A 25,722-nucleotide genomic window follows, 5' to 3' on the forward strand; every position below is an offset into this window, starting at 1 on the left:
AAAGGTGAAGCAATGAAATTTACAATGAAAGCAATGTTGATGGCAGGTTTAATGGCAATGGCTTCAATCACCATGGCAAACGACAGCATTAACACCCAAGCACTACATCAAAATGTAACTGTAAAACAAGCTTTAAGCCTGAAAGATGACAGCAAAGTGCAGTTAAAAGGTTATGTGGTGAAATCTATTGGTGATGAAAAATATCAGTTCCGTGATAACACAGGCACTATTACGGTCGATATTGATGATGACTTATGGAATGGCAAAGCAGTTTCTGCCAAAACGCCTGTTACCTTAATTGGTGAAGTGGATATTGATCACAAGCCTACAAAACGTATTGAAATAGATGTAGATCAAGTTCGTTTCTAAATCTACGCTGTGTAAAACAGCATTAGTTGCTACACAAAACTGATTTCACTCAAAAACCACATACGCTGTAAGGTGTATGTGGTTTTATCATGTAAAGTATTTTGAAATCATAAAATTTTGAAGCATAAATAACAGAGGAAGATATGCGCTTACTCTTGGCTGAAGACGATGTATCGCAAGCAGAAAGTATAAAAACTTGGCTGGAAATGGATGGTTATAATGTCGATTGGGTTGAACGTGGTGATCATGCCATTTTAGCGATTCAGCAGCATCATTATGATTGTGTGTTGTTAGACCGTGGGTTGCCTAAAAATAGCGGTGATGAAATTCTGCACGCTTTACGACAGCAGCAACAGGACACACCTGTTATTTTTATTACTGCGCGCGATAGTATTCAAGATCGGGTACAGGGACTTGATTTAGGTGCCAATGATTATTTGGTCAAACCGTTTAGCCTTGAAGAACTATCGGCGCGGGTACGCAGTCAGTTACGCAGTGCGCAAAGTCATCCGACACAGCAGCTTGAATTTGCCAACTTGGTTTTAGATACGCAAAGCAAACAAGTGAAAGTGGATGATCAACAGGTCAATTTAACGGCCAAGGAATTCCAGATTTTACATAAACTGATGCAAAACCCGCAGCATGTGGTGACTCGTGAACAGCTCGAAGAGTCTTTATATGCATGGGGCGATGAAATTGAAAGTAATGCGATTGAAGTATTTATTTATCAATTACGCAAAAAAATTGGCAGTAGCCGCATTAAAACCATCCGAGGTTTAGGCTATCGTATGCAGCAAGATAACTAATTCAGTTTGATCTCCGCATGTCTAAACAGGTCATTTCTTTACAGTCCAAACTGGTTAAAAGCTCCGTTTTAAGTTCAGTCTTGGCGGGTGGACTCGCCCTGATTTTATTATTGGCGGTTGCCAGTTATCAGACCATGCGCGTGCATGATGACATTATGGATGAAATAGCCGATATGTTGCTGCGAGCAGACTTGCGTGACCATGCAGGCAATCAGGTCGATGAGTTGAGTGAGCAATTTCATATTGCCTATCAATTGGGATTAGATGATCTGATTTTGACTACCTCTGAAGATGAACATGACATTTCTCAGCTTCACTTGTCTCAGCTTGCCGTGGTATCTGAGCATGGTTTTTCATTTCACTGGCAAGATGGACAAATTTGGCGCAGCTATGTGGCAGAGGAAGATGGCTTGCATGTGATTGTCGCGCAGCCGCTTAAATATCGCTTCAAGGAAATTGCTGCAACCAGTTTAGGTTATGCCGCTATTTTATTGCTGTTGTGGTTGCTGCAATGGGCCATTGTGCATTTTATGATTGGTCGTCAATTTAAGCGGATTCAGCAACTCTCCCAACAAATTGCAGAAAAAAATCAACATGATTTGACGCCAATTATCCCCACACAACCTGAATTGAAAGAACTGCAACCCATGCTGCAGCAATTGAATAAATTGTTGGGGCGAGTAGAGCAGTCTTTAATTGCAGAACAGCGATTTACAGCAGATGCTTCGCATGAATTACGCTCTCCTTTATCTGCCATTCAATTGCGTTTGCAGGTGCTAAAACGTAAATACCAACAACAACCTGAGTTGGCACAAGATTTAGAGCAAATTCAGCGTGATGTCAGTCGTGGTACACAAGTATTGGAAAATTTGCTGTTATTGGCACGTTTAGACCCGACAGATGCGGCATCGTTAAATAAAAGTGCGGTATCTATAGCAGACTTGGTGCAGGAAGTTTTACAAAGTCTGACGCCGTTTATTCAGGAAAAAGCCATTCAGATTCAGTCAGATATTCAACCGATACAAGTGCAAGGCAATCCTGAATTGCTATTTAGCTGCCTGCGCAACTTGATTGACAACGCAGTGCGTTATGCAGCACCTCAAGGACGTATTTGGATTGAAGCGAAACCGCATGAATTGATGCAGGAAATTTGCATCGCCGACAATGGTCATGCAGTGACTGATGACGTTTTGGCACGTTTGGGCGAACGCTTTTACCGTGCTTTAGGCAGTAAAACTCAAGGTTCTGGTTTAGGACTGTCGATTTGTAAGAAAATTATAGAGTTGCATGCAGGAAAAATTGAATTTTCACGTGCTGAACAAGGTGGTTTAAAAGTGCGTATTTTGTTGCCTAAAGCCCAGTTGTAAATATGATTGGTTTTAGGAAGCAAGTTAAAATTAAACAAGTCAGAACTTAAAAGCAGTATGCGCTGATTCATACTGCTGTTTCCACGTTTATTATTGTGTTGATTATTTTAATTATTTTGTGAGAATAAGACGATTGTTACGGGTTAAGCGTAAACGATATTCTTCGCCTGCATGCAAAATACGAATTTCGCGTCCTAGCGCGAACAAGTTATTTGAATGTAACATAGGTAGGGCATGCTGAGTGTCTGAATGACGTGAAAATAAGTTAAATGGGGCGTTCATTTTGAGTTACTCCGTGGTGTGTAAGAATAGTTTTAAATGATAATCATTATCATGTAAACCTGTCAACGGATTATTTTTAATTTTATAAAAGTCTACAATTTGCAGTAAAACGTACATTGCAAAAAAGGAATCGGGTTCATGTCCAAGCCAAATATTCATGTGGCAATTGCGCTGTTATTTCATCAAAACAAAGTGTTGGTGGGTTGGCGCGAAGCCAAACAACATCAGGGCAATAAACACGAATTTCCAGGTGGGAAAGTGGAAGCAGGCGAAACTCCTGTAGATGCTTGCCGCCGTGAAGTGTTTGAAGAAGTTGGTGTTGGCATACAGCATTGGCATGCTTTTGATATTATTTGCCATGAATATGATGATGTGATTGTCAATCTGCATATTTTTCAGGCTGCTGTACCCGCAGCTTTATTAAAAGATATTCAAGTGCCTTGGACATGGTTTAGCCGTCCGCAACTTTTAGAGCTGAATTTTCCACAAGCCAATCGTGCAATTGTGCAACGACTAGTGTGGCAACAGGCAATTAAAGTCAGTGAAGATTTAAAACATTTAGCAAATTTGCCTAAGCAAAAACTGCTGTATTGGCGGGTTGAACCCAATGCTGCATGCAAGGTCGAATTGTCAGAATATTGTATTGAGCAACTGGGGCAAGTGATTGTCAATTTGGAATTGTGGAAGCAATTAAATACGATTCAGCAACACGCCATTGCAGCAATTCATTTAAAACAATCGCAACTGATGCAATTACAAAAGGGCGATTTAAAAGTTGGGCAGCGTTATATTGCAGCATGTCATGACATTGTTTCGGCACAACATGCACAGCAAATTGGTTGTGAAGCAATTTTACTCAGTCCTGTTTTAGTAACCACCACGCATCATGATGCCACACCTTTAGGATGGGAAAAATTCCAGCAGATCGCTGAATTTGTCGATATTCCTGTTTTTGCTTTGGGTGGCTTAACTCAAGATGATTTAACTACCGCAGAGCAGCATCATGCCTATGGCATTGCAGGTGTACGTTTTATTTGATTTTTTCTAGTTTGCGCAAATAAAAAAATCGCTGATGTAATCACACTCAGCGATTTTTAGTTTATTAAATTATCGTCCTTACAAATCTTTCAAAGCTTGTTGGGCTTGCGCAAGGCTTTTGGCATTATTTTGTTGCTGTGCTGCTTTTTGAATGACTAGCCATAATTGACGTTTCATAGCATCGCTTTGTGCATAGCTTAAACCACGACGTGCCAAGGCTTCTGCATTAGCGGGTTGCTTCTTTTGGTTGGCAATTAAAGCCAAATATAAATAGGTTTCAGCCGCTTGCGGGGCAAGTCGCTGCGCTTGCAAAGCTGCTGTTTCGGCCTGATTGAATTGACCTTGTTTATAAGCGGTCTGGGTTTGCTGCATCAACTTTTGAAAAGCAGGCAAACTACGACCATCCTCTAATTTTTGTTGCACGGTTTGTTGTGGCACCACCACTTGCAACGATTGACGCTTAATTTCTTCACGTTCATAAGGACGAATCACCACACCTTCTGGTGTCGTCACAGTTTTAGGTTTTTCAGGCACAGGCTGAGGAGCAGGCGGTTCAGGTAAACTCTGGCAAGCTACAATCGTTGCCATCGCACCCATAGCGAATGTGGTGAAAAAAACTTGTCTTAAACGTGATAATTTCATAAGCGTAACTGACCGATATCCTCAAGTTTAATTGATATAACTGCCACTTGAGATGACACGACCATCAGTATTGTCATCTGTTACGGGTTCAGTTTCACGGATATAATTTTCGATACTGTCACTGGTTTCAGGAGCTGTTTGCTGAGTTTCAGTATCGGGTTGGTAAACGGGTTCAACTTGATAGTGTGAAAAACCACATGCGGTTGCCTGACGCGGTACATTATTACGATTCACTGGAATATACATCGCACCTTCACAGCCTTGTGCAGATAAATGCCCAGAACTGCGGTCAATCCAATGCCATTGAATTTGTTCGGTCTGACGTAAGTTGACAGGTTTTTGACGCAATTGCTGCATCACATTACTCCAGACAGGCAAAGCACCAGACGAGCCTGTTAAGCCTGTGACTTTGTTATCATCCAAACCAAGCCATACAACGGCTAAATAATTGCCTGAATAGCCCGCAAACCATGAATCACGAGTATCATTGGTTGTACCTGATTTGCCTGCCAATTTTAAATCTGTCGATAAGCTATTGTAAGCTGAACGACCTGTACCAGAACTCATCACTTGCTGTAAGCCATAATTCAAAATATAGGCGGCAGAAGGATCAATAGTTTGTTGTACGGTTAAACCATAACGATCCAGTAAACGTCCATTGGCATCGACTACGGTGCGAATCGCTTTGGTCGGATATTTAAAACCACCAGTGGCAAAGTTGCCATAAATATCCATCACCTGCATAGGCGATAAATCTACTGCACCCAAGAAAATAGATGGATATTGCGGAACCGCATCACTTGGTACACCAAATTTAATGAGGTGATTACGGAAGGTAGATAATCCAAACTCCTGTCCCAAACGAACTGCAGATAGGTTATAAGACTGAGATAGGGCTTGTGACATAGACACAATCCCATGATCGCTGCCGCTATAATTACGTGGTGTCCAAGATTTACCATCAATTGGGATGCTGATTTGGCTGTCTTCTACAGGACTTGCCCAGTTATATCGACCAGACTCAATCGCACTTAAATAAATAATTGGTTTGAGCAGTGAGCCAACTTGACGTTTGGCATCCAAGGCACGGTTAAAACCCGTAAAATCTTGCGTAGAACCTACCGCTGCCACTAACTCGCCATTTTCAGGATGAGAAATTAGCACCGCGCCTTGTAATTCTTTTAAACGCTTTGGATTGGCTTTGCTTAAACGCTCAACCGATGCTTTAAAAGCATTTTGTACGTTGGTTTGTGCAATCGGATCAAGCGTCGTGAAGATACGCAAACCCTGATTGGTCAAATCTCCTTCTTGATATTCAGTACGTAATTGACGGCGGACAATATCTAAAAAGTCAGGGAAACGGGCAGGGCCAATGGTCGGTTTTGTAATGACATTTAAGGGACGCGCAGTTTCTTTTTCATATTGTTCTTGGTTTAAATAACCCATCACCAACATATTGTTTAGTACAATGTCACGACGTTTTTTGGCAGCTTCAGGGTTGCGCCAAGGATTATATAATGATGGACCTTGTACCAAACCGACCAAAAAGGCTTGTTGTGAAATGTTTAGCTCACGCAACGGCATACCAAAATAAAACTGTGAAGCTAGACCATAACCATTAATAGAATAGTTACCGTTTTGACCTAAATTCACCTCATTTAAATAGGCTTCTAAGATTTCATCTTTGCTGTAATGTAGTTCAATCAGCATGGCCATGAGTGCTTCATTGGCCTTACGTTTTAAGGTGCGTTCTGGGCTTAAATAAAAGTTTTTCACCAATTGCTGCGTAAGGGTAGAACCACCCTGACGTTTGCCACCAGTGACGTTGCTGACAATAGCACGTGCAGTACCACGAATTGAAACGCCGTGATGTTGATAGAAATTACGATCTTCAGTGGCAATAAGGGCTTCAATCAGCGGTTTAGGTACTTTATTCAGTTTAATCAGCACACGATCTTCATTGTGCTGTGGATAAATTCCGCCAATCAACATCGGTTCTAAACGTGCAATACCTGTATTAGATGGTTTGGTGGCGCTCACTTCACTAATTTGATTGTTGGCAAAACTGACTTTTAAAACCTGTTCAGGTTCGACACTGTCTCCAAAGTCAAAACCACGGGTATGCACAAATAAAGTATTACCATCGCTGACATAACTGCCTGATTTAGCATAATTATCTGTATTTTTATAGCCAAGCAGTTTCAGTTCTTGAGTAAAGTCGGTCTGGCTGACAGGTGCATTGCTATACACTTCTAACGGGCGTGCAAAAACCTTGGCTGGAATATCCCAACGCTGTCCTTCAAATTTGTCTCTGACAATATTATCCAGACGAATCAAGTAGATACTAAATGCAATAAATCCACCAATAACGATGATGCAAAATAGTAATGCAATTATGCCTATGCCACGCTCAGACTTCATAAATCGCGATAAGATCCTGATAAATTTTGCTAATCATGCGAAGCTTTTACTGAATTTGCAATAATTAATCTGTGACTGAAGGGAAAATATCGTCATAAAATTGAGCAGAAATGTAGTTTTAAAGTTTTTTTAAATCAACTAGGTTAGTGCTATGATAGGCGTCGAATCGTAGCGGAGCGATATCGCAGGTGCAAATTTCACATAAGAACTTTCGGAACATTGGACTGATTGGCCGTCCAGACAAATATTCTGTCGTAGAAACATTATGTCTGATTCACGACCATATTTTAGGATTGGGTTTGCATCCCGTTTTTGATTCTGACACTGCTCAACTTGTACCTTATAACAACACCCAAACAGTCAGCCGTGCTTTATTAGGCGAAGTGGTCGATTTGGTGATTGTGGTGGGGGGGGATGGTTCATTGCTGCACGCAGCGCGCGCTTTGGTTAAATACAATACCCCTGTAATTGGTGTGAACCGTGGGCGTTTAGGCTTTTTAACCGATATTAAACCGACAGAAGTAATCTTTAAACTCGATCAGGTTTTGCAAGGACATTTTCAGTCAGACCGTCGTTTTTTATTGGAAATGGAAGTGCGCTCTAAAGGTGAAATCATTTATGAAGCGATTGCCTTAAATGATGTGGTGCTACATTCGGGTAAGTCGGTTCACATGATTGACTTTGAACTGAATATTGATGGGCAATATGTCTATCGTCAGCACAGTGATGGTTTAATCGTTTCGACCCCAACAGGTTCAACGGCTTATGCTTTGTCGGGTGGTGGCCCAATTGTACATCCGAGCATGGATGCAATTGCATTGGTGCCTATGCATCCACATACCTTGTCTTCACGCCCAATTGTGGTGGGTGGACACAGCGAAATTAAAATCAATATTCGTGAAAACCGTGTATTGCCGATGGTTAGTGCTGACGGTCAACATAGTGTTTCATTAAATGTCGGAGATAGTTTGCATATCCGCAAACATCCTTATAAATTAAATTTATTACATCCACCAGGTTATGACTTCTATATGGCATGTCGTACCAAATTAGGGTGGAATCAAGATTTTGAATCAATGCAACAGCAGGATGAATGATGAATATTGAACAAATGCTTGCCGTACTCGATCCTGAAATTGTTGGACGTTTAAAAACGGCAATTGAAATTGGCAAGTGGCCAAACGGTGTTGCGCTGACCCAAGAGCAACGTCAAATTTGTATGCAAGCAGTGTATGCGTGGGAAATGAAAAACCTGCCTGAAACTGAGCGTAGTGGCTATATTGACCGTGGCACTAAAGAAGAAGGCGAGCAGTGTGATGACGATCATCACAAGCATGAAGAATTTAAACCGATTCGTTTTGTTTAAATGATGTAAGAAAGCTTTCAGAAAAATTGAAAATACAAAAAAAGACACCTGAGATGGGTGTCTTTTTTTGTATTTTCAATGACGTTTTAGTTGTGACGATTTTGCCAAAGCTGCTGTGCGTTTTGCATCGCTACAGCATAATCATCACAAACGCCCATGGTATATAAAGCGATACCTATGGTTTCGGTAATGGCGACTTCACCATACTCATGAGTTTGCTGATCTAGCCAGACGGCTTTAAATACTGCCAAATCCAGTTCTTCTTCTATAGGGCTGCGGTTATCGGTCAGTTTAGGCAGTTCGTGTTCATATAAAGCGCCATTTTTGATGCCACAAATTAAAGTTTTGGCATCGGGGTTGCGTTCAAACTCGCCACCTTCGCCTTTAATCACTGCACTGTTTTGATAACCCAGCTGAAATGCGGCTTGTTGATGTGAACTGCGATAGGCAGGGTGAAAAATCGCCTGCATGGTGGCTTTGGCATTAAAAGGGTTGATTAAACGGGCAAGGGTATGAATGGGTGAACGTAAACCCATCACATTGCGTAAATTAATCAACTCACTCAAAATCGGTGAAATAACATCCAATGGTAAGTAAGCAAAATTACGCTGTGCCAATTGCTGTTCAACGTCTAGGTCATTTTGGCAAATTGGATAATCTAAATATTGCAGTGCTTGTTCGGTATATAAACGGTTGATGGTATGCCCAGAAGCACCATGCATCACCACTTTATAGTTATGTTTTGCTAAAGTCAGCGCTGCCAATAAAAACCACGGATAATGTCTGCGTTTACCTGCATAAGATGACCAGTCTAAATCGACCTGAAGCGGTTTAAATTGCAGTTGATCACGGGTGGCTTGCACAAAACCTGCCAACTCCTCTACAGATTCTTCCTTCACACGCAGCAACATTAAAAAAGCACCCAATTGCACATCCAACACTTCATTGCGCAAAATCATAGAAAAAGCTTGATAGGCCTCGTCATAGGTCAGTGAACGTGCGCCTGTTTTGCCTTTGCCAATAATTCGAATAAATTGTGCGAATGGATGTTCTGCATCTTTATAAATATTTCTTTTATTGGGGTTTGTATTTGGCATAAGCGAGTTCACACACATCTTTAGTTAGTATACTAGTGTATAAACTTCGGCAACAGTTTGCAGCACTATTCACAGCTTCAGCTTGTACGAGCTGCCACAAGTTTCATTGCATATCTGAAATGACGACTAAAGTTTGACTGTAAAGTAAGACAATCTGTAGGGATAACACATGACAGCCTGTATAAAAATGCATAGCATGGATACTATTGAAAACAACAATTGAAAAATAAAGGATTGGATATGCTGGCTTATGATGCTGATTTAGAATTATTTAGAGATAACTTTCGACGTTTTATGCAGGAGCATATTGCACCGCATTATGCTGCGTGGGAACGTGAGGGCATCATGCCGCGCAGCGTGTGGAATCTGTTAGGTGAAAATGGCTTTTTATGTATTGATGTGCCTGAAGAATATGGCGGCTATGGTGTTCCAACGCATTATTCCCTAATGTTGGTCGAAGAATCGGCACGTGCAGGTTATAGCGCACTTTCTACAGGTATTTCCTGTCACTCTGAAATCGCTGCGCCGTACATTTTGCATATTGGTACAGAAGAACAAAAACAATACTGGCTGCCTAAAATGGTGTCGGGTGAAGTGGTTGGTGCAATTGGCATGACCGAGCCAGGTGCGGGTTCAGACTTACAAGCCATGCGTACCAACGCCATTTTGCAAGATGATCATTATGTACTGAATGGTTCTAAAACCTTTATTTCTAACGGTCAGCATGCAGACTTAGTGGTTTTGGCAGTAAAAACAGATCCGCAAGCACGTGCCAAAGGCGTGTCGCTCATGTTGGTCGATACTCATTTAGAAGGCTTTAAAAAAGGCACCAATTTGGAAAAAATTGGTTTGCATTCACAAGACACGTCAGAGCTATTCTTTGACAATGTCAAAGTGCCGAAAAATCAATTGTTAGGACAGGCAGGGCATGGTTTTGCCTATTTAATGCAAGAATTGCCACGTGAACGTACTGCGATTGCAGCTACTGCATTGGGTGCTATTCGAGGTTCAATTGATGTGACCACACAATATGTGCAAGAGCGTCAGGCGTTTGGACAAGCCATTGGTCAGTTCCAGAATACCCGTTTTGTTTTGGCACAGGCTAAAATTGATGAATTGGCAACCTCTGCTTTTTATAATCAAAACGTCGAATTGTATATGCAGGGCAAACTGGACGTCGAAACTGCAGCCGCTTTAAAAAGCTTTGCGACAGATATGCAAATGAAAATTGCCGATCAATTGCTGCAACTGTTTGGCGGTTATGGCTATATGACGGAATACCCGATTTCTCGTTTCTTTGTCGATGCGCGAATCCAGCGAATTTACGGTGGAACCAATGAAATTATGAAAGAAATTGTCGCGCGTGGTTTATTGGGGCGTTAAAACAATGCCTAAAAGTCCAATTGAATAAAGATCAAGGATCATCTCCAGAGTCAGCCCAGTGCTGGCTCTTTTTTTATGAATTTGATCAGACTTAAAAGCAATGAGCTGATTGATAATTACACTTAAAAATAAAATTACACCGCTTAGAATTAGAGATGCAAAAAAGAAAAGCATAGTTGCCCAGTTTTAAGCGGTACGTTGTGCAAAGTTGCGGCTTAAATGTATAGATTGGTGATGCTTTGATCAACTGTATGTTTTTAAATCTGAAACACTGAAAGTTGTATTGCGCAACATTTGAAAGCTAACTATTGTTATACTATTTGCAAAATGTTTATGAAGGGCGACATAACAATGATCCAAGACGATCAGAACACAACGACTTCTCTTGATCTCGCTAAAATCCGTGAAGATATTGACTCTGTAGATCAACAGATTCAGCAGCTGATTAACCGTCGAGCACGACTTGCTGAAGCGGTGGCGAAAGCAAAATTTGCAGCAGAAGAGAGCCCGTTGTTTTACCGTCCTGAACGTGAAGCGCAAGTTTTACGTAATGTTATGGAACGCAACGAAGGGCCGTTGTCTGATGTGACCATGGCACGTTTATTCCGTGAAATTATGTCGGCATGTTTGGCACTTGAAGCGCCACAAAGTATTGCGTTTTTAGGGCCAATTGGTACTTATACGCATTCCGCAGTACTTAAACATTTTGGTCAAGACGCGATTGTGCGTCCTTTGCCTACTATTGATGAAGTCTTCCGTGAAGTGGAAGCAGGTAGTGCGCACTATGGTTTAGTGCCTGTCGAAAACTCATCTGAAGGTGTGGTGAACCATACTTTAGACTGCTTTAAATCATCGCCATTAAATGTGATTGGTGAAGTGGAATTGCGTATTCATCACCAATTCCTTGTGTCAGAAAACACTCGTAAAGACAGCATTAAACAAATTTATGCGCATCAGCAAACTTTGGCACAATGCCGTAAATGGTTAGATGTACATTATCCGGGTGTAGAGCGTGTAGCACTCAGCTCCAATGCAGAAGCAGCACGCCGTATTCGTAATGAATGGCATTCTGCTGCAATTGCTTCTGAAATTGCGGCCAATATTTACGAACTTGAAATTTTACATAGCAATATCGAAGATAACCCAGAAAATACCACACGTTTCTTGGTGATTGGTCGTGAGAAAGTTCCACCTAGTGGCAATGACAAAACTTCATTGTTGGTGTCTGCACATGACCGCGCAGGGGCGTTGCTTGAGATTCTTGCGCCATTTGCGAAGCATAATATTAGCTTGACCAGTATTGAAACACGTCCTGCCTTGCCTGAAAAATGGGCCTATGTATTCTTCATTGACCTAGAAGGGCATGTCGAGCAAGACAATGTCCGTGCAGCGATTGAAGAAATCCGTCCATTGGTGAAAGAAATTCGTGTCTTGGGTTCTTATCCTGCTGCCGTGTTGTAATCGTATTTAATTCAGTGGTGTGCATGTTTGTCATGCGCGCCACATTCACCACCTAGTCAACTGGAAGTGTAAAATGTCGTTTGTCCCAGCCAATGAAGGCATCTCGAAGTTAAAGCCTTATCAACCAGGTAAACCAATCAGTGAACTTGAGCGTGAGTTGGGGATTACAGATATCGTCAAACTTGCTTCAAATGAAAACCCATTGGGCTGTTCAGACAAAGTCAAAGAAGCCGTTGCAGCAGAAATTGCTGAAATTGGTCGCTATCCAGATGGTGGTGGTTTTATTTTAAAAGACCAAATTCAAAAACAATTTGGCTTTGCGCATGACCGTATTACTTTGGGCAATGGTTCAAACGATTTGCTAGAAATGTTTGCTCGCGCATTCGTTTCAGATCAAGATTCAGTGTTGTATAGCCAACACGCCTTTGCAGTATATGCTTTGGTGACGCAAGCGATTAATGCTCAAGCGATTGAAGTGCCTGCCAAAGGTTTTTCACATGACTTGGATGCTATGGCGGCAGCAATTCAAGACAACACCAAGTTAATCTTTATTGCCAACCCAAATAACCCAACAGGCACATGGTTTGAAGAGGCTGAATTTGAAGCCTTTATGCAAAAAGTTCCTGCACGGGTGATTGTGGTATTAGATGAAGCCTATGTGGAATATTTTCCAGAGAACTTCAATAGCCTTAAATTCCTTGAGCAATATCCAAACTTAATCGTGAGCCGTACTTTATCTAAGTGCTATGGTTTGGCGGCGCTGCGCGTTGGTTTTGCTTTAGCTTCTGCAGAAGTGACCGATTATTTAAACCGTATTCGTCAACCATTTAACGTCAATCACTTGGCAATGGTGGCTGCGGTTGCGGCATTAAAAGACGAAGATTTTATCGAAAAATCACGTATTGCCAACAAAGCAGGCATGGCGCAATTGGAAGCAGGCTTTAAAGCATTGGGTCTGAATTATGTGCCTTCACGTGCTAACTTTATTTTGGTAGATGTAGAAGCCGATCCGGGTCAAACTTTTAATGCCTTATTGAAAGAAGGTGTAATTGTACGTCCTGTGGGTATTACGACCCATTTACGTGTTTCAATTGGCACAGAAGCAGAAAATGCCAAGTTCCTGCGTGCATTAGCCAAAGTATTGGGCAAGGAAGCGAAGGCATAAAACATGGCGCAACCATTGTTTGAAAAAGTTGCATTTATCGGACTCGGGCTAATAGGCTCGAGTTTGGCACGTGTAATGCTGGCAGAAAACTTAAGTCGGCATATTGTGGCATCGACCCGTTCTGAAAAAACGCTGCAAGATGCTTTGGAATTAGGATTAATTGAACAAGGCTTTAACAATCCTGTAGATGCGGTACAAGGCGCAGATTTAGTAGTATTGGCGCTACCTGTGCAAGCCACAGAAAAAGTCTTGCGATTACTTCAGCCACATTTGGCAGATAATGTAATTCTGACCGATGTAGGCAGCACCAAAGGCAGTGTCGTGGCTGCAGCCAAAGCGGTATTTGGTGAAGACTTACCTGCAGGTTTTGTACCCGGGCATCCAATTGCTGGGGCAGAACATACGGGCGTGCATGCAGGTAAGGTTGATTTATTTGCCAATCACAAAGTCATTTTGACACCATTACCAAGCAGTGCGCCGTGGGCAGTCAATAAACTGATTCAAATGTGGGAAAGCGCCAAAGCCGAAGTAATTTGCATGGATGTGGAAAAACATGATGAGGTATTGGCATATACCAGTCATCTTCCACATTTAATGGCCTTTAATTTAGTCGAACAATTGGCAAATCGGGAAGATAATTTAGACATTTTCCGCTATGCTGCGGGTGGCTTTCGTGACTTCTCACGTATTGCTGCTAGCGATCCACAAATGTGGCATGACATTTTCTTTGCCAATAAAACTGCATTGTTAAAAGCGGTGGATGGCTTTGAAAGTCAACTCGCGATTATTCGCCAACTGATTGAACAAGAAGACTCGCATGCTTTAATGGGCTTGCTTGGACATGCACAAGCGGCACGACAGCATTTTAATCATATGCTCGCCAAGAAACCTTTTATGGAGAACAATAACGTGACACAACAATTTACGATTTTGCCGGGTGCTAAGACTTTCCAAGGTAAATTTACCGTACCGGGTGACAAATCTGTGTCACATCGTTCAATTATGTTTGGTGCAATTGCCGAAGGCACTACGCATGTGACAGGTTTCCTTGAAGGTGAGGATGCATTGGCGACTTTGCAAGCATTCCGTGATATGGGTGTGAGCATTGAAGGCCCTAAAAATGGTGAGGTCACCATTTATGGCGTAGGTATGCAAGGTTTAAAAGCACCTGCAGGCCCAATTTATATGGGTAACTCAGGCACATCTATGCGTTTGTTGGCAGGCATGTTGTCTGCACAGCAGTTTGATTCTGTTATGACAGGTGATGCGTCACTGACCAAGCGTCCAATGGAGCGTATTGCTAAACCATTGCGTGAAATGGGTGCACAAATTCAAACGACGGGTGAACGTGGCACACCGCCAGTATCGATTACAGGTGCGCAAGCGCTGAAAGGTATTCACTATGATTTGCCAATGGCATCTGCACAGGTGAAATCAGGTATTTTATTGGCAGGGCTTTGGGCAGAAGGTGAAACTTCAGTGACTGAGCCTGAACCAACGCGTGACCATACCGAACGTATGTTACGTGCATTTGGTTATGAAGTGAAAACTGAAGGTAACCGTATTTCATTGCAAGGCGGCGGTAAATTGGTGGGTACAGATATTCAAGTACCTTCTGATATTTCATCTGCGGCATTCTTCATGGTGGGTGCAGCCATTACAGAAAATTCAGATGTAACCTTAGAAGCGGTGGGCATTAACCCAACCCGTACAGGTGTGATTGAAATTCTGAAACAAATGGGTGCAGACCTGAGCGTGGAAAATGAACGTATTGCAGGCGGTGAACCAATTGCAGATATTCGTATTCGTGGTTCACGTACTTTAAAAGGGATTCATGTTCCTGAAGATCAAGTGCCATTGGCGATTGATGAATTTCCTGCATTGTTCATTGCTGCAGCTTGTGCTGAAGGTCAAACTGTACTGACAGGTGCTGCAGAGTTGCGCGTGAAAGAATCAGACCGTATTCAAGTGATGGCAGATGGTTTAAAAACCATGGGCATTGACTGCACACCCACTGACGATGGCATCATCATTCAGGGTAAAGGCAAAGCAGGTGACTGGTCAGCGATATTCACAGGCGGCGAGATTGAATCACATCATGACCACCGTATTGCCATGAGTTTTTCTATCGCAGGCTTGCGTACTTCTGGAGAAATTAAAATTGTCGGTACAGAAACAGTAGCGACAAGTTTCCCAACCTTTACTGAGCTTGCAGGTGTGGCAGGTCTGAATATTCAAGTGACAGAATAAGCCAAAACGATACGGGCTGCGATGACAAATCGCAAAGCCTAGACTTTATGCTGAAACAGCCAAGCTTTTGCTTGGCTGTTTGCGTTTTATTGCTTATGCTAAACCCATACAAGAAAAAAGCCTTTGGGTTCGAGCATGCGCAAATTAAAATTTATGGCGAATTGTGAAAATAAACAAGAGTTACAAGATTGCACTTTGGCACAGAATTATGTGGCGAATTTACTTTCACAAAACTTATCTCACTATGGCTTTCAAACGTTGCCGCAGAGTGGTGCACAAGTCGCTGTAAGTGTAGATCAACATGCGCTGCCTTTGGCTGTGAACTGTCAAAGCCGTGGTGAAGATGGACATCTTGTTTGTGAAATTACTTCATACCCCAATGAAGAACAAGACTGGCTAGAACGGATTACAGAGCAAAGTTTATTAAATCAATTGGCGCAAGCGGTAGAAAATACTCTGAAAGAAGACCAATCTTTTAGTGAATTTGAGTGGAAAGGTTAAACTAGGACGATATGTGTTGGATGTTTAAAATCTATACATGATTTTTAAATTAAAAATAGGGTCTGTTGACATTTCATAAAGGCAGCCACAGATAAATACAAGCTAAGGCAACTGCGCTTCGAAAGTTTCGCTTTAGTTTATCAAACCGTGTAGCAATTCCTCGGAATTGCTTCAAACGGCAAAAAGCATTCTCAACTAAGTGTCTGATTTTATATAAATACCAGTCCATATGATCATTACTTGATTTCGTGTTTGATTTCTTCGGTATATTCGCTTTAGCACTTTAATTTTTAATCTGCTCTCTTAATATTTCAGAATCATAGCCTTTATCCATACAGACTATTTCAGTGTCAGTTAAATCTAATTGTTCGACTAAAATAGGGGCAACTTTGACATCATGGGTGGTTCCATCTGAAATAATAAATTCGATCGGGTTACCGTGAGAGTCAATAGCTAAGTGAATTTTAGAACTATTACCCCCAACACTTTTTGAAATATCCTGATTAGGGATTTCTGCTGAATGTTGGTGTGCTCTAACATGAGTAGCATCAATAAATATCCATTCACGATCAGCGTTCTCTGAGAATATTTTAAATATTTTCATTATCTTATCTTTATTAGACCAGCGATTGTACTTTTTAAAAATTGAGTTTGGATTACCAAAAACCTCGGGTAAATCTCTCGAAGGGCATCCTGTTCTAATACGATATAGGATTGCCTCAAAAAAATTTCTCAAATTTGATTTGAGATAAATATTAAAATTGCGAGAATAGCTTTTAACTTAGACCAGTGTTGATCATTCAACATTTTACGAGGTATAGCGAGTAGTGAATTTGGTTTGGCGATTGAATTTTACTATCTCGCTATTTTTTTATACAGCAAATGTCAACAGATCCTATTCATTTTTTAATTGAAATGTCATCTAAATGACACATCGCAACCGTATATTAAGCAGGAAGAACAATACAACAAAATAATTTTTATTTAACCCGCTTAATTTGGGAGAGTTAAGTGGGTTTTTTATTGCCTAGAGAAATGTTGCAAGTACTATAAAAAAAATAAGCTCAACTGATCAGAGTGAATCAATGTTTTTTTAAAGCAGACACTGAAATAAAAGCACCTCAGCCTCCACGTTGGATTGATCTAAGAGATCATCTTCTAGCAATACAACGCAACGTGTTTTTCCGATAGGGTTAAACAAAAACACGCATTGGAGTTTGTTGAAAGCTGCTGCTATAGTGAGCGCAGTATTTTTTATTTAGGTGGTTTATGCTCGCTTTAATTTCTCCAGCCAAGACTTTAGATTATGAAACTGCATTACCAAGCGATGAATATACTCAACCTAGATTACTTCAACATTCACAAGAGTTAATTGATGTAGCACGTAAACTTTCTGCTACAGAAATTGCCAGTTTAATGAGTGTCAGTGAAAAAATTGCCACTTTGAATGTCGAGCGTTTTCGTGACTGGCAAGCAGAGTTTGATCTTGCCAATGCACGTCAGGCCATGTTTGCCTTTAAAGGTGATGTGTACACAGGCTTAGATGCTTATAGTTTATCTGCTGCAGAGATTGAGTTTGCTCAACAACACTTGCGCATGCTTTCTGGCTTATATGGCTTATTGCGTCCATTGGATTTAATGATGCCGTATCGTTTGGAAATGGGCACTAAGTTGCATAATGCGCGCGGTGAAAATTTGTATCGTTTCTGGGGCGATATCATCACCAATTTAATTAACCAAGATTTAAAACATAACCAGTCGGCATTATTGGTGAATCTAGCTTCCGATGAATATTATAAGTCGGTGCAGGAAGCAAAAATTCAGGCTGAAATTATTAAACCTGTATTTTTAGATCAGAAAAATGGTAAATATAAAGTCATCAGTTTTTATGCCAAAAAAGCCCGTGGTTTGATGGCACGTTTTATCATCGAGAATAAATTAGAACGCGCAGAAGACTTAAAAGCATTCAATAGTGAAGGTTATTATTTTGATGCAGACAGTTCTTTAAAAGGCGAATTGGTCTTTAAACGTGACGAGCAAGCCGCCTAACTGTCGGTTTAATCGTTGAATCTCCCATCATGCTAACCTATGGCAGATGGGGGCGAGACTGACCAATCTTCTGTTTGTACTCTTAAAGCTGTTTAAAGGCTTCTATGGCACGTAATCGGCTAAGTTTTAAATCTACAATTGGATGAGGATAATCCAGTTTTAGATTTGGATTTTTCGCATATGGTTCATGAATATTTTTGGCATCTAAATGAGCCAGTTTAGGTAGCCATGTGCGAATATAATCACCATTGGGGTCAAACTTTTGTGATTGGCTCACAGGGTTGAAAATCCTAAAATAGGGCACTGCATCTGTACCAGTCGAGGCACACCATTGCCAGCCACCGTTATTGGCAGCCAAATCACCATCAATTAAATGTTGCATAAACCACTGTTCGCCCAAGCGCCAGTCAATTAACAGGTTTTTGCACAGAAACATTGCGCAAATCATTCTGACTCGATTATGCATCCAGCCCGTTTGCAAAAGTTGTTGCATGCCTGCATCCACAATGGGGATGCCTGTTTTTCCTTGTTGCCATGCTGCTAAACCTGCAGGATCATTTCGCCACGCCACCTGTGCGGTCTGATCTTTAAAAGGGCGGTGCTTTGAAACTTTGGGATAATCAAACAAAATATGTTGATAAAACTCACGCCAAAGTAATTCATCTAACCAAGTTTGTTGTCCTACATTTTCGAGATGAAAATGCCCTTGTGAATGAGCAAAAACCGCAGCCAGACATTGCCGAATGGAGAGAATGCCACAGTTTAAATACGCAGATAATTGGCTGGTACCAGACAACGCAGGAAAATCACGCTGTTGCTGATAATCGTGCATTTTTTCACGTGTAAAATCATCCAACAAGTGATGTGCATGTTGTTCCGTGACTGCCCATAAGTTTTGTTGTGCCGTTGGAAGCGGGTCGAAACCTAAGTGTTCTAAACTTGGCACTGTAGAGAGATATTGTTTAGGAAGTTGGATGGGTAGTTGTGGTTGCGGCAGAGGAAAGCAACGCGGAATACTGACATTCAACTGTTGATAGGCATACTTTTTAAATGCGCTGAATACCTGATACGGTTTCATGCTCTGATTGCGCACCGTACCCACAGGAAAAAGCGTGCGGTCATGGTACAAAACCAAATCCTGACCGTGTTGGTTCAAGGTTTGTTGAACTTCAAGATCACGTTTTAGCTCATTCACTCCCAATTCAATATTGGCATAAATATTTTGAATCGGATGAGAGTCCTTCAATGTTTGGCATAGTTGGAGCAGTGTTTGTGCAATGTCAGCCCAAGATGGTGTAATTTGAACAATCAGTGGGATATTGAGTTGTGCGAGTTCGTCTTTTAGTGCATTTAATTGACGCAAGTAAAAGTCAATTTTAATGGGCGCATCGTGATGTAAACGATATTGCTGAGGCGAAAGAATCACCACGCCAATACAAGCTCCTGCTTGGCTAGCATGCCAAAGTGCGGTGTGATCTGAAATTCTTAAATCTTGTCGGAACCAAACTAAATTATAGTTTTGCATGGGAAGAATGCTTGATGTGAGCGCTAGAAAGGTGACTTCATTATAAGCATGACTGGGTAAAATTGTCTTAAATGTGAAGGATTTATTTGACCAATAAAACAACAATGTGCTGTGTTGATTTTTCCTGTAATGATCTTTCCTGTAATGATCTTTCCGCAATAGTCTGCCTGAAAGGATCTTTCAGTCATGTGCTTATCCTGAATTTTAGAATGACAAACAAAAAAGGCAAAGTAAAAATACTTTGCCTTTTGCTTCGATCAATACTGATCTTAGTGGTGATGACCACCCGCACCGTGTACGTGACCGTGATCTAATTCTTCTTGAGAAGCTTCACGGATTTCAATGATTTCAACTTCAAACGTTAAATCTTGACCAGCAAGTGGGAAGTTTGCATCAACAATTACGTTGTCGCCTTCAACTGCTTTTACAGTTACGATTTGAACGCCATCATCAGTTTGCGCTTGGAATTGCATGCCTGCTTGGATGTTGTCTACACCTTGGAACATTTGTGCAGGAACTTCTTGTACTAAGTCTGGGTTGTATTCGCCATAACCTTCAGCTGCAGGTACGTTTACAGTAAATTTTTCACCTACTGTTTTACCTTCTAACGCTTTTTCTAAACCAGGGATGATATTACCTGCACCATGCAAATAGGCAAGTGGTTCACCTTGAGATTTGTCGAGAGTTTCACCCTCTGCGTTAGTCAATGTGTAGTGGAAAGAAACCACGAGGTCATTTGCAATAGCAGTCATGTTATTGATCCATTCAATTTTTTAAGGGTACATCATAAAGTGAAACGTGGAATTTGTTATAGACATTTCTGCAAATTCTTCACTTTTCCGAGTTTTTTATGACATTTTTTAGTTAATCGGGGCAATTTTTATAATTTCAATGCAAATTTGTGCGTCATACCTATAAATTTGCAGATTTTATTGCAGGCTCATTTTAAGCCCTTTGTATGATGTGTAGATGACAATAAAAAAGATGGGACATTGCCCATCTTGGTGATATTTAATTCTTGAGGATCATCGGCTTCTAACCGAGTGAAGTTTTCTCATCTTCTACAGGTTGATGGCTAAAGAAATTAAACAAACTACCAAACCACATCATGATTCTTTCAAAAATATTGGCTTCAACAATGTTGACATGTTCTTCAATCGCAAAGCTGTTAATCAATTGATTATTTTGATAAACGTGTACGGTTGCAAGTTTCATGACCTGTGCCAATGGCGCAGTCAGCAATTTTTCAGACAATTCAATATTGACATGCGTTTGTGTACGCTGTGCAGGTTCAAGTGTTTCTAATCCACCTTGTGCATTCAGAAGTTGTAAACGTTGAGTGCTTTGATCAAACTGCGCCATGTTAATTGCATGTGGCTGTTCATACAGCGATGTCGTCACAAACTTTGGCTGACTGCTTTCAATCTTAAACATGCGTAAAGTCGATTTCACCACAGGCAATTCTGCAATCATTTGTTTGGGTTTAATCGCGACTTCATTACGGGTATAGCTATAGGCTAAATTTAATAATTGATGTGCCACCTCAGCGCGTTTTTGCGCACTCTTGGTTCCCATCACCACCACTACCAAACGACGTTCAGGTGCATCACTGTCCAGTGTTGGGCGGTTTGCGGTTAGGGCAAGGTTGTAGCCTGCAGCTTTGGTGAAGCCTGTTTTTAATCCATCTACACTTGGGTCTTGTTTTAATAAAATATTGGTCGCACGGTGAAAGTGCTGATTATAGGTAAAACTGGTCTGTTTTGAATAAGCCAAATAATCGGGTGTTTCAGTCACAATCGCTTGTGCCAAACGTGCCATATCTGCCGCAGAAGAATAATGGTTTGGCATGGTCACACCAGACGGATTCTGAAAATGTGTGTCTTGCATACCCAAAGCTTGCGCTTCCTGATTCATTCGGGCAATAAACTGCGGCACACCACCTGCAACACGTTCACCTAAAGTGAGTGCAGCATCGTTAGCAGACATAATAATTAAGCCTGCCAATAATTGATCTACCGAAATCTGCTCACCTGCTTTTAGATACATTTGTGATTCATCCCACATCACTTGTTCTACCACAGGTGTTGCGGTCAAAATTTCATGTCGGTCTAATTTACCTGCCTGAATATCTTTCAGCACAATATAGGCCACCATCATTTTAGTGAGTGAAGCAGGTGCACGTTGTACGTGACTATTGTGTTCTGCAATCACTTGCCCAGATTGTGGGTCTAAAATTGCCCATGCTTCGGCTTCGACACTTTCAGCTTGAATATTCAATAATGCGGCATGCGTGATTGCGCTGCAGAGCCAGCAGAGCGCCGCAATCAGATAGATAACACGTTTCAAAGAAGTTCCTTATTTACACCAATCCATTGGTGTCACAATGGTTTTAAGCAGCAAAAACAATAACAATTGACTAGGGAATGCTATGCCTTTTTTGCTCAGATGGCTACCCATAAATGCAGACAAATCTCATCTTGACGCATCAATTGCTAAAAAATGTTAAGCTTGTTGCCAAGTTCTTATTTATACATTTTGTATTGCCCATTATGTTGCATTATCAAATCGAATTTGACGATTATCGTCAGCATCTTATGCATGTCACCGTGCGTTTTTTGGCTAATCCTACTCAGGTTTTATCTCTACCCACTTGGATTCCAGGCAGCTATTTAATTCGTGAATTTTCCAAACATCTTGAGTCGGTACGTGCTTATGATGAAGCGGGGCGTATCCTCAAAATTCAGAAATTTGAAAAGAATAAATGGCGCTTATTTAACACCGATCATGAATTGATTACGGTGGAATATGATGTCTACGCTTATGATTTGTCAGTGCGTGGCGCTTATGTCGATCAAACCCGTTTATACGTCAATCCTGCCTGTGCCTGTTTGGGCTTAGATGGGCAAGAAGATAAAGCTATTGAAGTTGAATTATTTTTACCAGACGAGCTGAAGCATTTTCAGCTTGCGACAGGTTTGGCAGCAAAAAGTTTGGTGAAAGGGCGTTATACCTTAAAAGCCAAAAACTATGCCGAACTGATTGATGCACCGTTTGAATTGGCAGAACAAACCCGTTTTAGTTTTACCGCAGCAGATATTCCACACGAATTTGTGGTTTCGGGCAAACATGCAATGAACGCTGCGCGTATGCAGCAAGATATTGAAAAAATTTGTGCTACACAAATTACCATGTTTGGTTCTGCGCCATTTGAAAACTATACCTTTATGACCATGGCAACAGGCAATAGCTATGGCGGTTTAGAGCATCCAAACAGTACCAGTTTAATTACACCGCGTGATGATTTGCCGAAAGCTAACGAACCTGAACAACCTTCTAAAGATTATCAGCGCTTTTTAGGTCTGTGCAGCCATGAGTATTTTCACAGTTGGTTGGTGAAATTCATTCGTCCTGAAAATTTTGTGAATTATGACCTGAATCAGGAAGGCTATACGTCACTGTTATGGATTTTTGAAGGCTTTACGTCTTATTACGATGATTTGTTATTGCTTCGTAGTGGTGTAATTGATCAGGCGGCTTATTTGGAGCTGCTCAAAGCACAAATTAATCGTTATTTGCAAAACCCGGGTCGTGCGATTCAAACGGTGGCAGAATCCAGTTTTGATGCTTGGGTCAAGTTCTATCGTCAAGATGAAAACTCGAACAATGCAGGAACCAGCTACTATAACAAAGGTTGTTTGGTGGCTTTATGTTTAGATTTGGGCTTGCGTTTACGTGGCTCAAGCTTAGATGCCTTAATGCAGAAATTGTATGCCAATGCGCAACAGGGCATTCAAGTGCATGAGCGCACCATCTTTGATTTATGCAAAGAATTAACTGGGGATGATTGGTCGGAGCAAATTCACCATTTAATCAACACGACTGATGAATTGCCGCTCGATCAGTTATTGCCTGAGTTTGGTGTTGATTATCAGCTAAAACAGGATAAGTCTTTGCCGTTTGGTTTAAAATTGGCAGATAAACCTGAAGGGGTGTTGGTACAAGCTGCCCATCGTGAAGGTGCTGCGGCAAAAGCAGGACTTTCTGCGCTTGATGTGATTGTTGCGATTGATGGCTTAAAGGCATCTGTAAAATCACTTGAGCAATATGCCAAACAGGATGCAGCTTATACTGTTCATGCATTCCGCCGTGATGAGTTGATGACTTTTGAACTGAATGCTGCGCAGATTGAATTGCCAGAAGTGGCATTAAGCGTTACAGATCAGGCAAAAGTAGAACAGTGGTTAAAAGGCTGAGTTAAAGTTTAATTTAAAGTTCAGCTATAAAAAAATGGATGCTTCGGCATCCATTTTTGTATCTTGAACAAGTTGAGTTTTGACTCACCAACTCATTAACGTGCCCGACGTCCACGGCTTTTGGTATTAGGGCGTGTAGTACCATTGGTCTTACGACGAGGTTTCTCACTTTCTTCCATTTGCCAAATACGTGGCGTACCTGATTTTTTCTTGGTAGTGCCATCTTTATTTTTCTTTTGATGGATTGGCTTGCCACCCGTACCACCAGGTTTTTTCACATAAGAACGCGAGCGATACGGTTCAGCAGCAGGCACATCTTTAAAATCAGGATACAACAACGGTTCAATTTCTTTGGTTTCACCAGGCTGTAAACCCAATTGCACCAAATCAATTGAACCAATTTTGGTACGAATTAAACGCAAAGTTGGAAAACCAACCGCAGCCGTCATACGACGTACTTGGCGGTTGCGACCTTCACAAATTGAAATTTCAATCCACGAAGTAGGTACAGAAGCACGGAAACGTACAGGAGGATCACGCTCCCACAACCATTCAGGCTCATCGACTTTATACGCTTGCGCAGGTAAAGTTATTCCATCTTTCAGTTCTACGCCTTTACACAATTGTGCTAAGGCATCTTCAGTGACATCACCATCGACTTGAACCAAATAGGTTTTGTATTTTTTATTGGCTGGATTGGTAATAAACTGATTCAAGCCGCCATGATCAGTCAAAAATACCAAGCCTTCCGAATCCATATCTAAACGCCCAGCTAAACGTAAGTCTGGATCATCTACAAAAGCCGACATGGTGAGATGTTTTTCATCTTCACGGAATTGAGAGAGAACGTCATATGGTTTATTTAAGATGACGATTTTCATAAGAAGTGCTTCTTTAAATTCAACAAATTGGGAAAATTGAGAGTATTTAAAAGGAAAAACGGGCGATTTCCAATTAAATCGCAAATACAGTGTGTTTAAGATGGGTCTATTATGCGATAAGAATAGGGGAAAGTATTGCTTAAAGACAATTATTTTTGTGTGTGTGCATTAAACTACAGAAACAGACTAGGCATCTATAATGCATAAAATTAAGATAAACGTGTATGAATATAAATTAGGATGTTATGCAACAAGGTCATTGGTGCTTTATACTCTTCTTTAGCTTTTCAATGCTGGCTTTGCTTAGTGCATGTCAGCCACCCGTGTCTGGCAAGTCTGCAGGAATTCAAACCCCGTATTTATACTGGAAATTGCAACAAACTGAATTCGCAGTGACTCCACTACAAATTCCAGTGAAAGGTGTAAATTTTGCTCAAATACAAGATACCTGGGGGGCAGCACGCAGTGAAGGGCGAAAGCATCAGGGGACTGATATTTTTGCGGTGCGTGGTACAGCCGTCATTGCGGCGACAGATGGCGTTGTGCATAAAATTGGTTTAGACCGCTTAGGTGGAAAAGTCATTTGGATTACTGGGCCTGCATTAAGCCAACATTATTATGCACACCTTGATGATTATGCCGAACATATTCATGTGGGAGACTGGGTTGAAGCTGGTGAAGTTATTGGTTTTGTTGGCACGTCAGGCAATGCCCAAAACACGCCGCCACATTTGCATTATGGCATTTATCTACGCGGGCATGGGGCTGTGAATCCTTATCCATATTTACTAGCAAGTTCACGCTAACCTCAGCTCTAATATTTTATAAATATGACATATTTTTAGCATTTATGTTTCAAGCCTATT

Annotated in this window: 22 protein-coding genes and 1 pseudogene; 14 read left to right on the forward strand and 9 right to left on the reverse strand. The window is 41.2% G+C overall.

All coding sequences use genetic code 11. From position 1 onward, the window contains the following. Positions 1–12: 12 nt before the first annotated feature. The 3 genes from FTU09_RS07210 to FTU09_RS07220 all read left to right on the forward strand — a co-directional run bounded on the left by FTU09_RS07210 (position 13) and on the right by FTU09_RS07220 (position 2,542). Positions 13–369, forward strand: a complete 357-nt coding sequence (locus FTU09_RS07210; protein ID WP_179988821.1) for a NirD/YgiW/YdeI family stress tolerance protein — start codon at positions 13–15, stop codon at positions 367–369. A gap of 143 nt (positions 370–512) precedes the next feature. Next, positions 513–1,175 (forward strand): response regulator transcription factor, encoded by a 663-nt coding sequence (locus FTU09_RS07215; RefSeq protein WP_004972960.1) that lies wholly within the window; start codon positions 513–515, stop codon positions 1,173–1,175. Between the two features lie 17 nt (positions 1,176–1,192). Further along, positions 1,193–2,542 carry a HAMP domain-containing sensor histidine kinase gene (locus FTU09_RS07220; RefSeq protein ID WP_004972962.1) on the forward strand — a complete coding sequence of 450 codons (1,350 nt, stop codon included), beginning with the start codon at positions 1,193–1,195 and terminating at the stop codon, positions 2,540–2,542. A 111-nt stretch (positions 2,543–2,653) separates the two neighbouring features. Here the strand turns inward: FTU09_RS07220 and hemP are convergent, their stop codons facing one another. Next, a complete protein-coding gene (gene hemP / locus FTU09_RS07225; RefSeq protein WP_004972965.1) occupies positions 2,654–2,824 on the reverse strand; it encodes a hemin uptake protein HemP in 171 nt (56 codons plus the stop codon). Positions 2,825–2,962: 138 nt separating this feature from the next. Here hemP and FTU09_RS07230 point away from each other — a divergent pair, with 138 nt between their 5' ends. Continuing rightward, positions 2,963–3,862 (forward strand): NUDIX domain-containing protein, encoded by a 900-nt coding sequence (locus tag FTU09_RS07230; RefSeq protein WP_096901851.1) that lies wholly within the window; start codon positions 2,963–2,965, stop codon positions 3,860–3,862. A gap of 78 nt (positions 3,863–3,940) precedes the next feature. Here the strand turns inward: FTU09_RS07230 and FTU09_RS07235 are convergent, their stop codons facing one another. Both FTU09_RS07235 and mrcB read right to left on the reverse strand, forming a co-directional pair. Continuing rightward, the gene (locus tag FTU09_RS07235; protein ID WP_096901888.1) at positions 3,941–4,459 is read right to left on the reverse strand and encodes a hypothetical protein; all 519 of its coding nucleotides are present in this window, start codon (positions 4,457–4,459) and stop codon (positions 3,941–3,943) included. A 72-nt stretch (positions 4,460–4,531) separates the two neighbouring features. Continuing rightward, entirely contained in the window at positions 4,532–6,925 is a 2,394-nt protein-coding gene (gene mrcB / locus FTU09_RS07240; protein WP_096901853.1) for a penicillin-binding protein 1B, read from the reverse strand. A gap of 179 nt (positions 6,926–7,104) precedes the next feature. On the opposite strand from mrcB, the gene FTU09_RS07245 reads away from it, so the two are divergent. Together FTU09_RS07245 and FTU09_RS07250 are read left to right on the forward strand one after the other, a co-directional pair. Continuing rightward, positions 7,105–8,022 (forward strand): NAD(+) kinase, encoded by a 918-nt coding sequence (locus FTU09_RS07245; protein WP_207973958.1) that lies wholly within the window; start codon positions 7,105–7,107, stop codon positions 8,020–8,022. Further along, positions 8,022–8,291 carry a YeaC family protein gene (locus FTU09_RS07250; protein WP_004972971.1) on the forward strand — a complete coding sequence of 90 codons (270 nt, stop codon included), beginning with the start codon at positions 8,022–8,024 and terminating at the stop codon, positions 8,289–8,291. Before FTU09_RS07245 ends, FTU09_RS07250 begins: the two co-directional genes overlap by 1 nt. Positions 8,292–8,377: 86 nt before the next feature. On the opposite strand, the gene FTU09_RS07255 is transcribed toward FTU09_RS07250, so the two are convergent. Next, positions 8,378–9,388: a glycosyl transferase family protein gene (locus tag FTU09_RS07255; RefSeq protein WP_179991055.1), complete on the reverse strand. Its 1,011-nt coding sequence runs from the start codon at positions 9,386–9,388 to the stop codon at positions 8,378–8,380. Between the two features lie 240 nt (positions 9,389–9,628). On the opposite strand from FTU09_RS07255, the gene FTU09_RS07260 reads away from it, so the two are divergent. From FTU09_RS07260 to FTU09_RS07280, 5 genes are all read left to right on the forward strand, one after another. After that, positions 9,629–10,771 carry an acyl-CoA dehydrogenase family protein gene (locus FTU09_RS07260; protein WP_180079897.1) on the forward strand — a complete coding sequence of 381 codons (1,143 nt, stop codon included), beginning with the start codon at positions 9,629–9,631 and terminating at the stop codon, positions 10,769–10,771. Positions 10,772–11,122: 351 nt separating this feature from the next. Then, a complete protein-coding gene (gene pheA, locus FTU09_RS07265) occupies positions 11,123–12,232 on the forward strand; it encodes a prephenate dehydratase (protein ID WP_004972976.1) in 1,110 nt (369 codons plus the stop codon). Positions 12,233–12,305: 73 nt separating this feature from the next. Next, positions 12,306–13,397 (forward strand): histidinol-phosphate transaminase, encoded by a 1,092-nt coding sequence (gene hisC, locus FTU09_RS07270; RefSeq protein WP_004972978.1) that lies wholly within the window; start codon positions 12,306–12,308, stop codon positions 13,395–13,397. 3 nt (positions 13,398–13,400) lie between these two features. Beyond that, entirely contained in the window at positions 13,401–15,647 is a 2,247-nt protein-coding gene (locus FTU09_RS07275) for a bifunctional prephenate dehydrogenase/3-phosphoshikimate 1-carboxyvinyltransferase (protein WP_180079899.1), read from the forward strand. A gap of 135 nt (positions 15,648–15,782) precedes the next feature. Next, on the forward strand, positions 15,783–16,148 hold the full coding sequence (locus FTU09_RS07280; RefSeq protein WP_004972981.1) for a hypothetical protein: 366 nt from the start codon (positions 15,783–15,785) through the stop codon (positions 16,146–16,148). Positions 16,149–16,221: 73 nt separating this feature from the next. Here the strand turns inward: FTU09_RS07280 and FTU09_RS07285 are convergent. After that, positions 16,222–16,967: pseudogene (locus FTU09_RS07285) on the reverse strand (IS5 family transposase). A 450-nt stretch (positions 16,968–17,417) separates the two neighbouring features. On the opposite strand from FTU09_RS07285, the gene yaaA reads away from it, so the two are divergent. Then, positions 17,418–18,197, forward strand: coding sequence for a peroxide stress protein YaaA (yaaA, locus tag FTU09_RS07290; RefSeq protein ID WP_179990676.1), 780 nt, complete (start codon positions 17,418–17,420; stop codon positions 18,195–18,197). 82 nt (positions 18,198–18,279) lie between these two features. Here yaaA and FTU09_RS07295 read toward each other — a convergent pair whose 3' ends face one another. The 3 genes from FTU09_RS07295 to FTU09_RS07305 form a co-directional block, all read right to left on the reverse strand. Then, positions 18,280–19,722, reverse strand: coding sequence for a deoxyribodipyrimidine photo-lyase (locus tag FTU09_RS07295; RefSeq protein ID WP_180079901.1), 1,443 nt, complete (start codon positions 19,720–19,722; stop codon positions 18,280–18,282). Between the two features lie 269 nt (positions 19,723–19,991). Beyond that, a complete protein-coding gene (gene slyD, locus FTU09_RS07300; protein ID WP_096901865.1) occupies positions 19,992–20,474 on the reverse strand; it encodes a peptidylprolyl isomerase in 483 nt (160 codons plus the stop codon). A gap of 283 nt (positions 20,475–20,757) precedes the next feature. Further along, positions 20,758–22,068: a D-alanyl-D-alanine carboxypeptidase family protein gene (locus FTU09_RS07305; protein WP_180079903.1), complete on the reverse strand. Its 1,311-nt coding sequence runs from the start codon at positions 22,066–22,068 to the stop codon at positions 20,758–20,760. Positions 22,069–22,271: 203 nt separating this feature from the next. Between FTU09_RS07305 and FTU09_RS07310 the strand changes: the two genes are divergently transcribed. After that, positions 22,272–23,975, forward strand: a complete 1,704-nt coding sequence (locus FTU09_RS07310) for a M61 family metallopeptidase (protein WP_180079945.1) — start codon at positions 22,272–22,274, stop codon at positions 23,973–23,975. Positions 23,976–24,070: 95 nt separating this feature from the next. Here FTU09_RS07310 and FTU09_RS07315 read toward each other — a convergent pair whose 3' ends face one another. Continuing rightward, entirely contained in the window at positions 24,071–24,856 is a 786-nt protein-coding gene (locus FTU09_RS07315; RefSeq protein WP_180079905.1) for an rRNA large subunit pseudouridine synthase E, read from the reverse strand. Between the two features lie 245 nt (positions 24,857–25,101). Here FTU09_RS07315 and FTU09_RS07320 point away from each other — a divergent pair, with 245 nt between their 5' ends. Beyond that, positions 25,102–25,662 (forward strand): M23 family metallopeptidase, encoded by a 561-nt coding sequence (locus FTU09_RS07320; RefSeq protein WP_180072563.1) that lies wholly within the window; start codon positions 25,102–25,104, stop codon positions 25,660–25,662. Positions 25,663–25,722: the final 60 nt, after the last annotated feature.

This window comes from Acinetobacter sp. YH12058, from assembly GCF_013419805.1.
GTDB classification, from domain to species: domain Bacteria; phylum Pseudomonadota; class Gammaproteobacteria; order Pseudomonadales; family Moraxellaceae; genus Acinetobacter; species Acinetobacter towneri.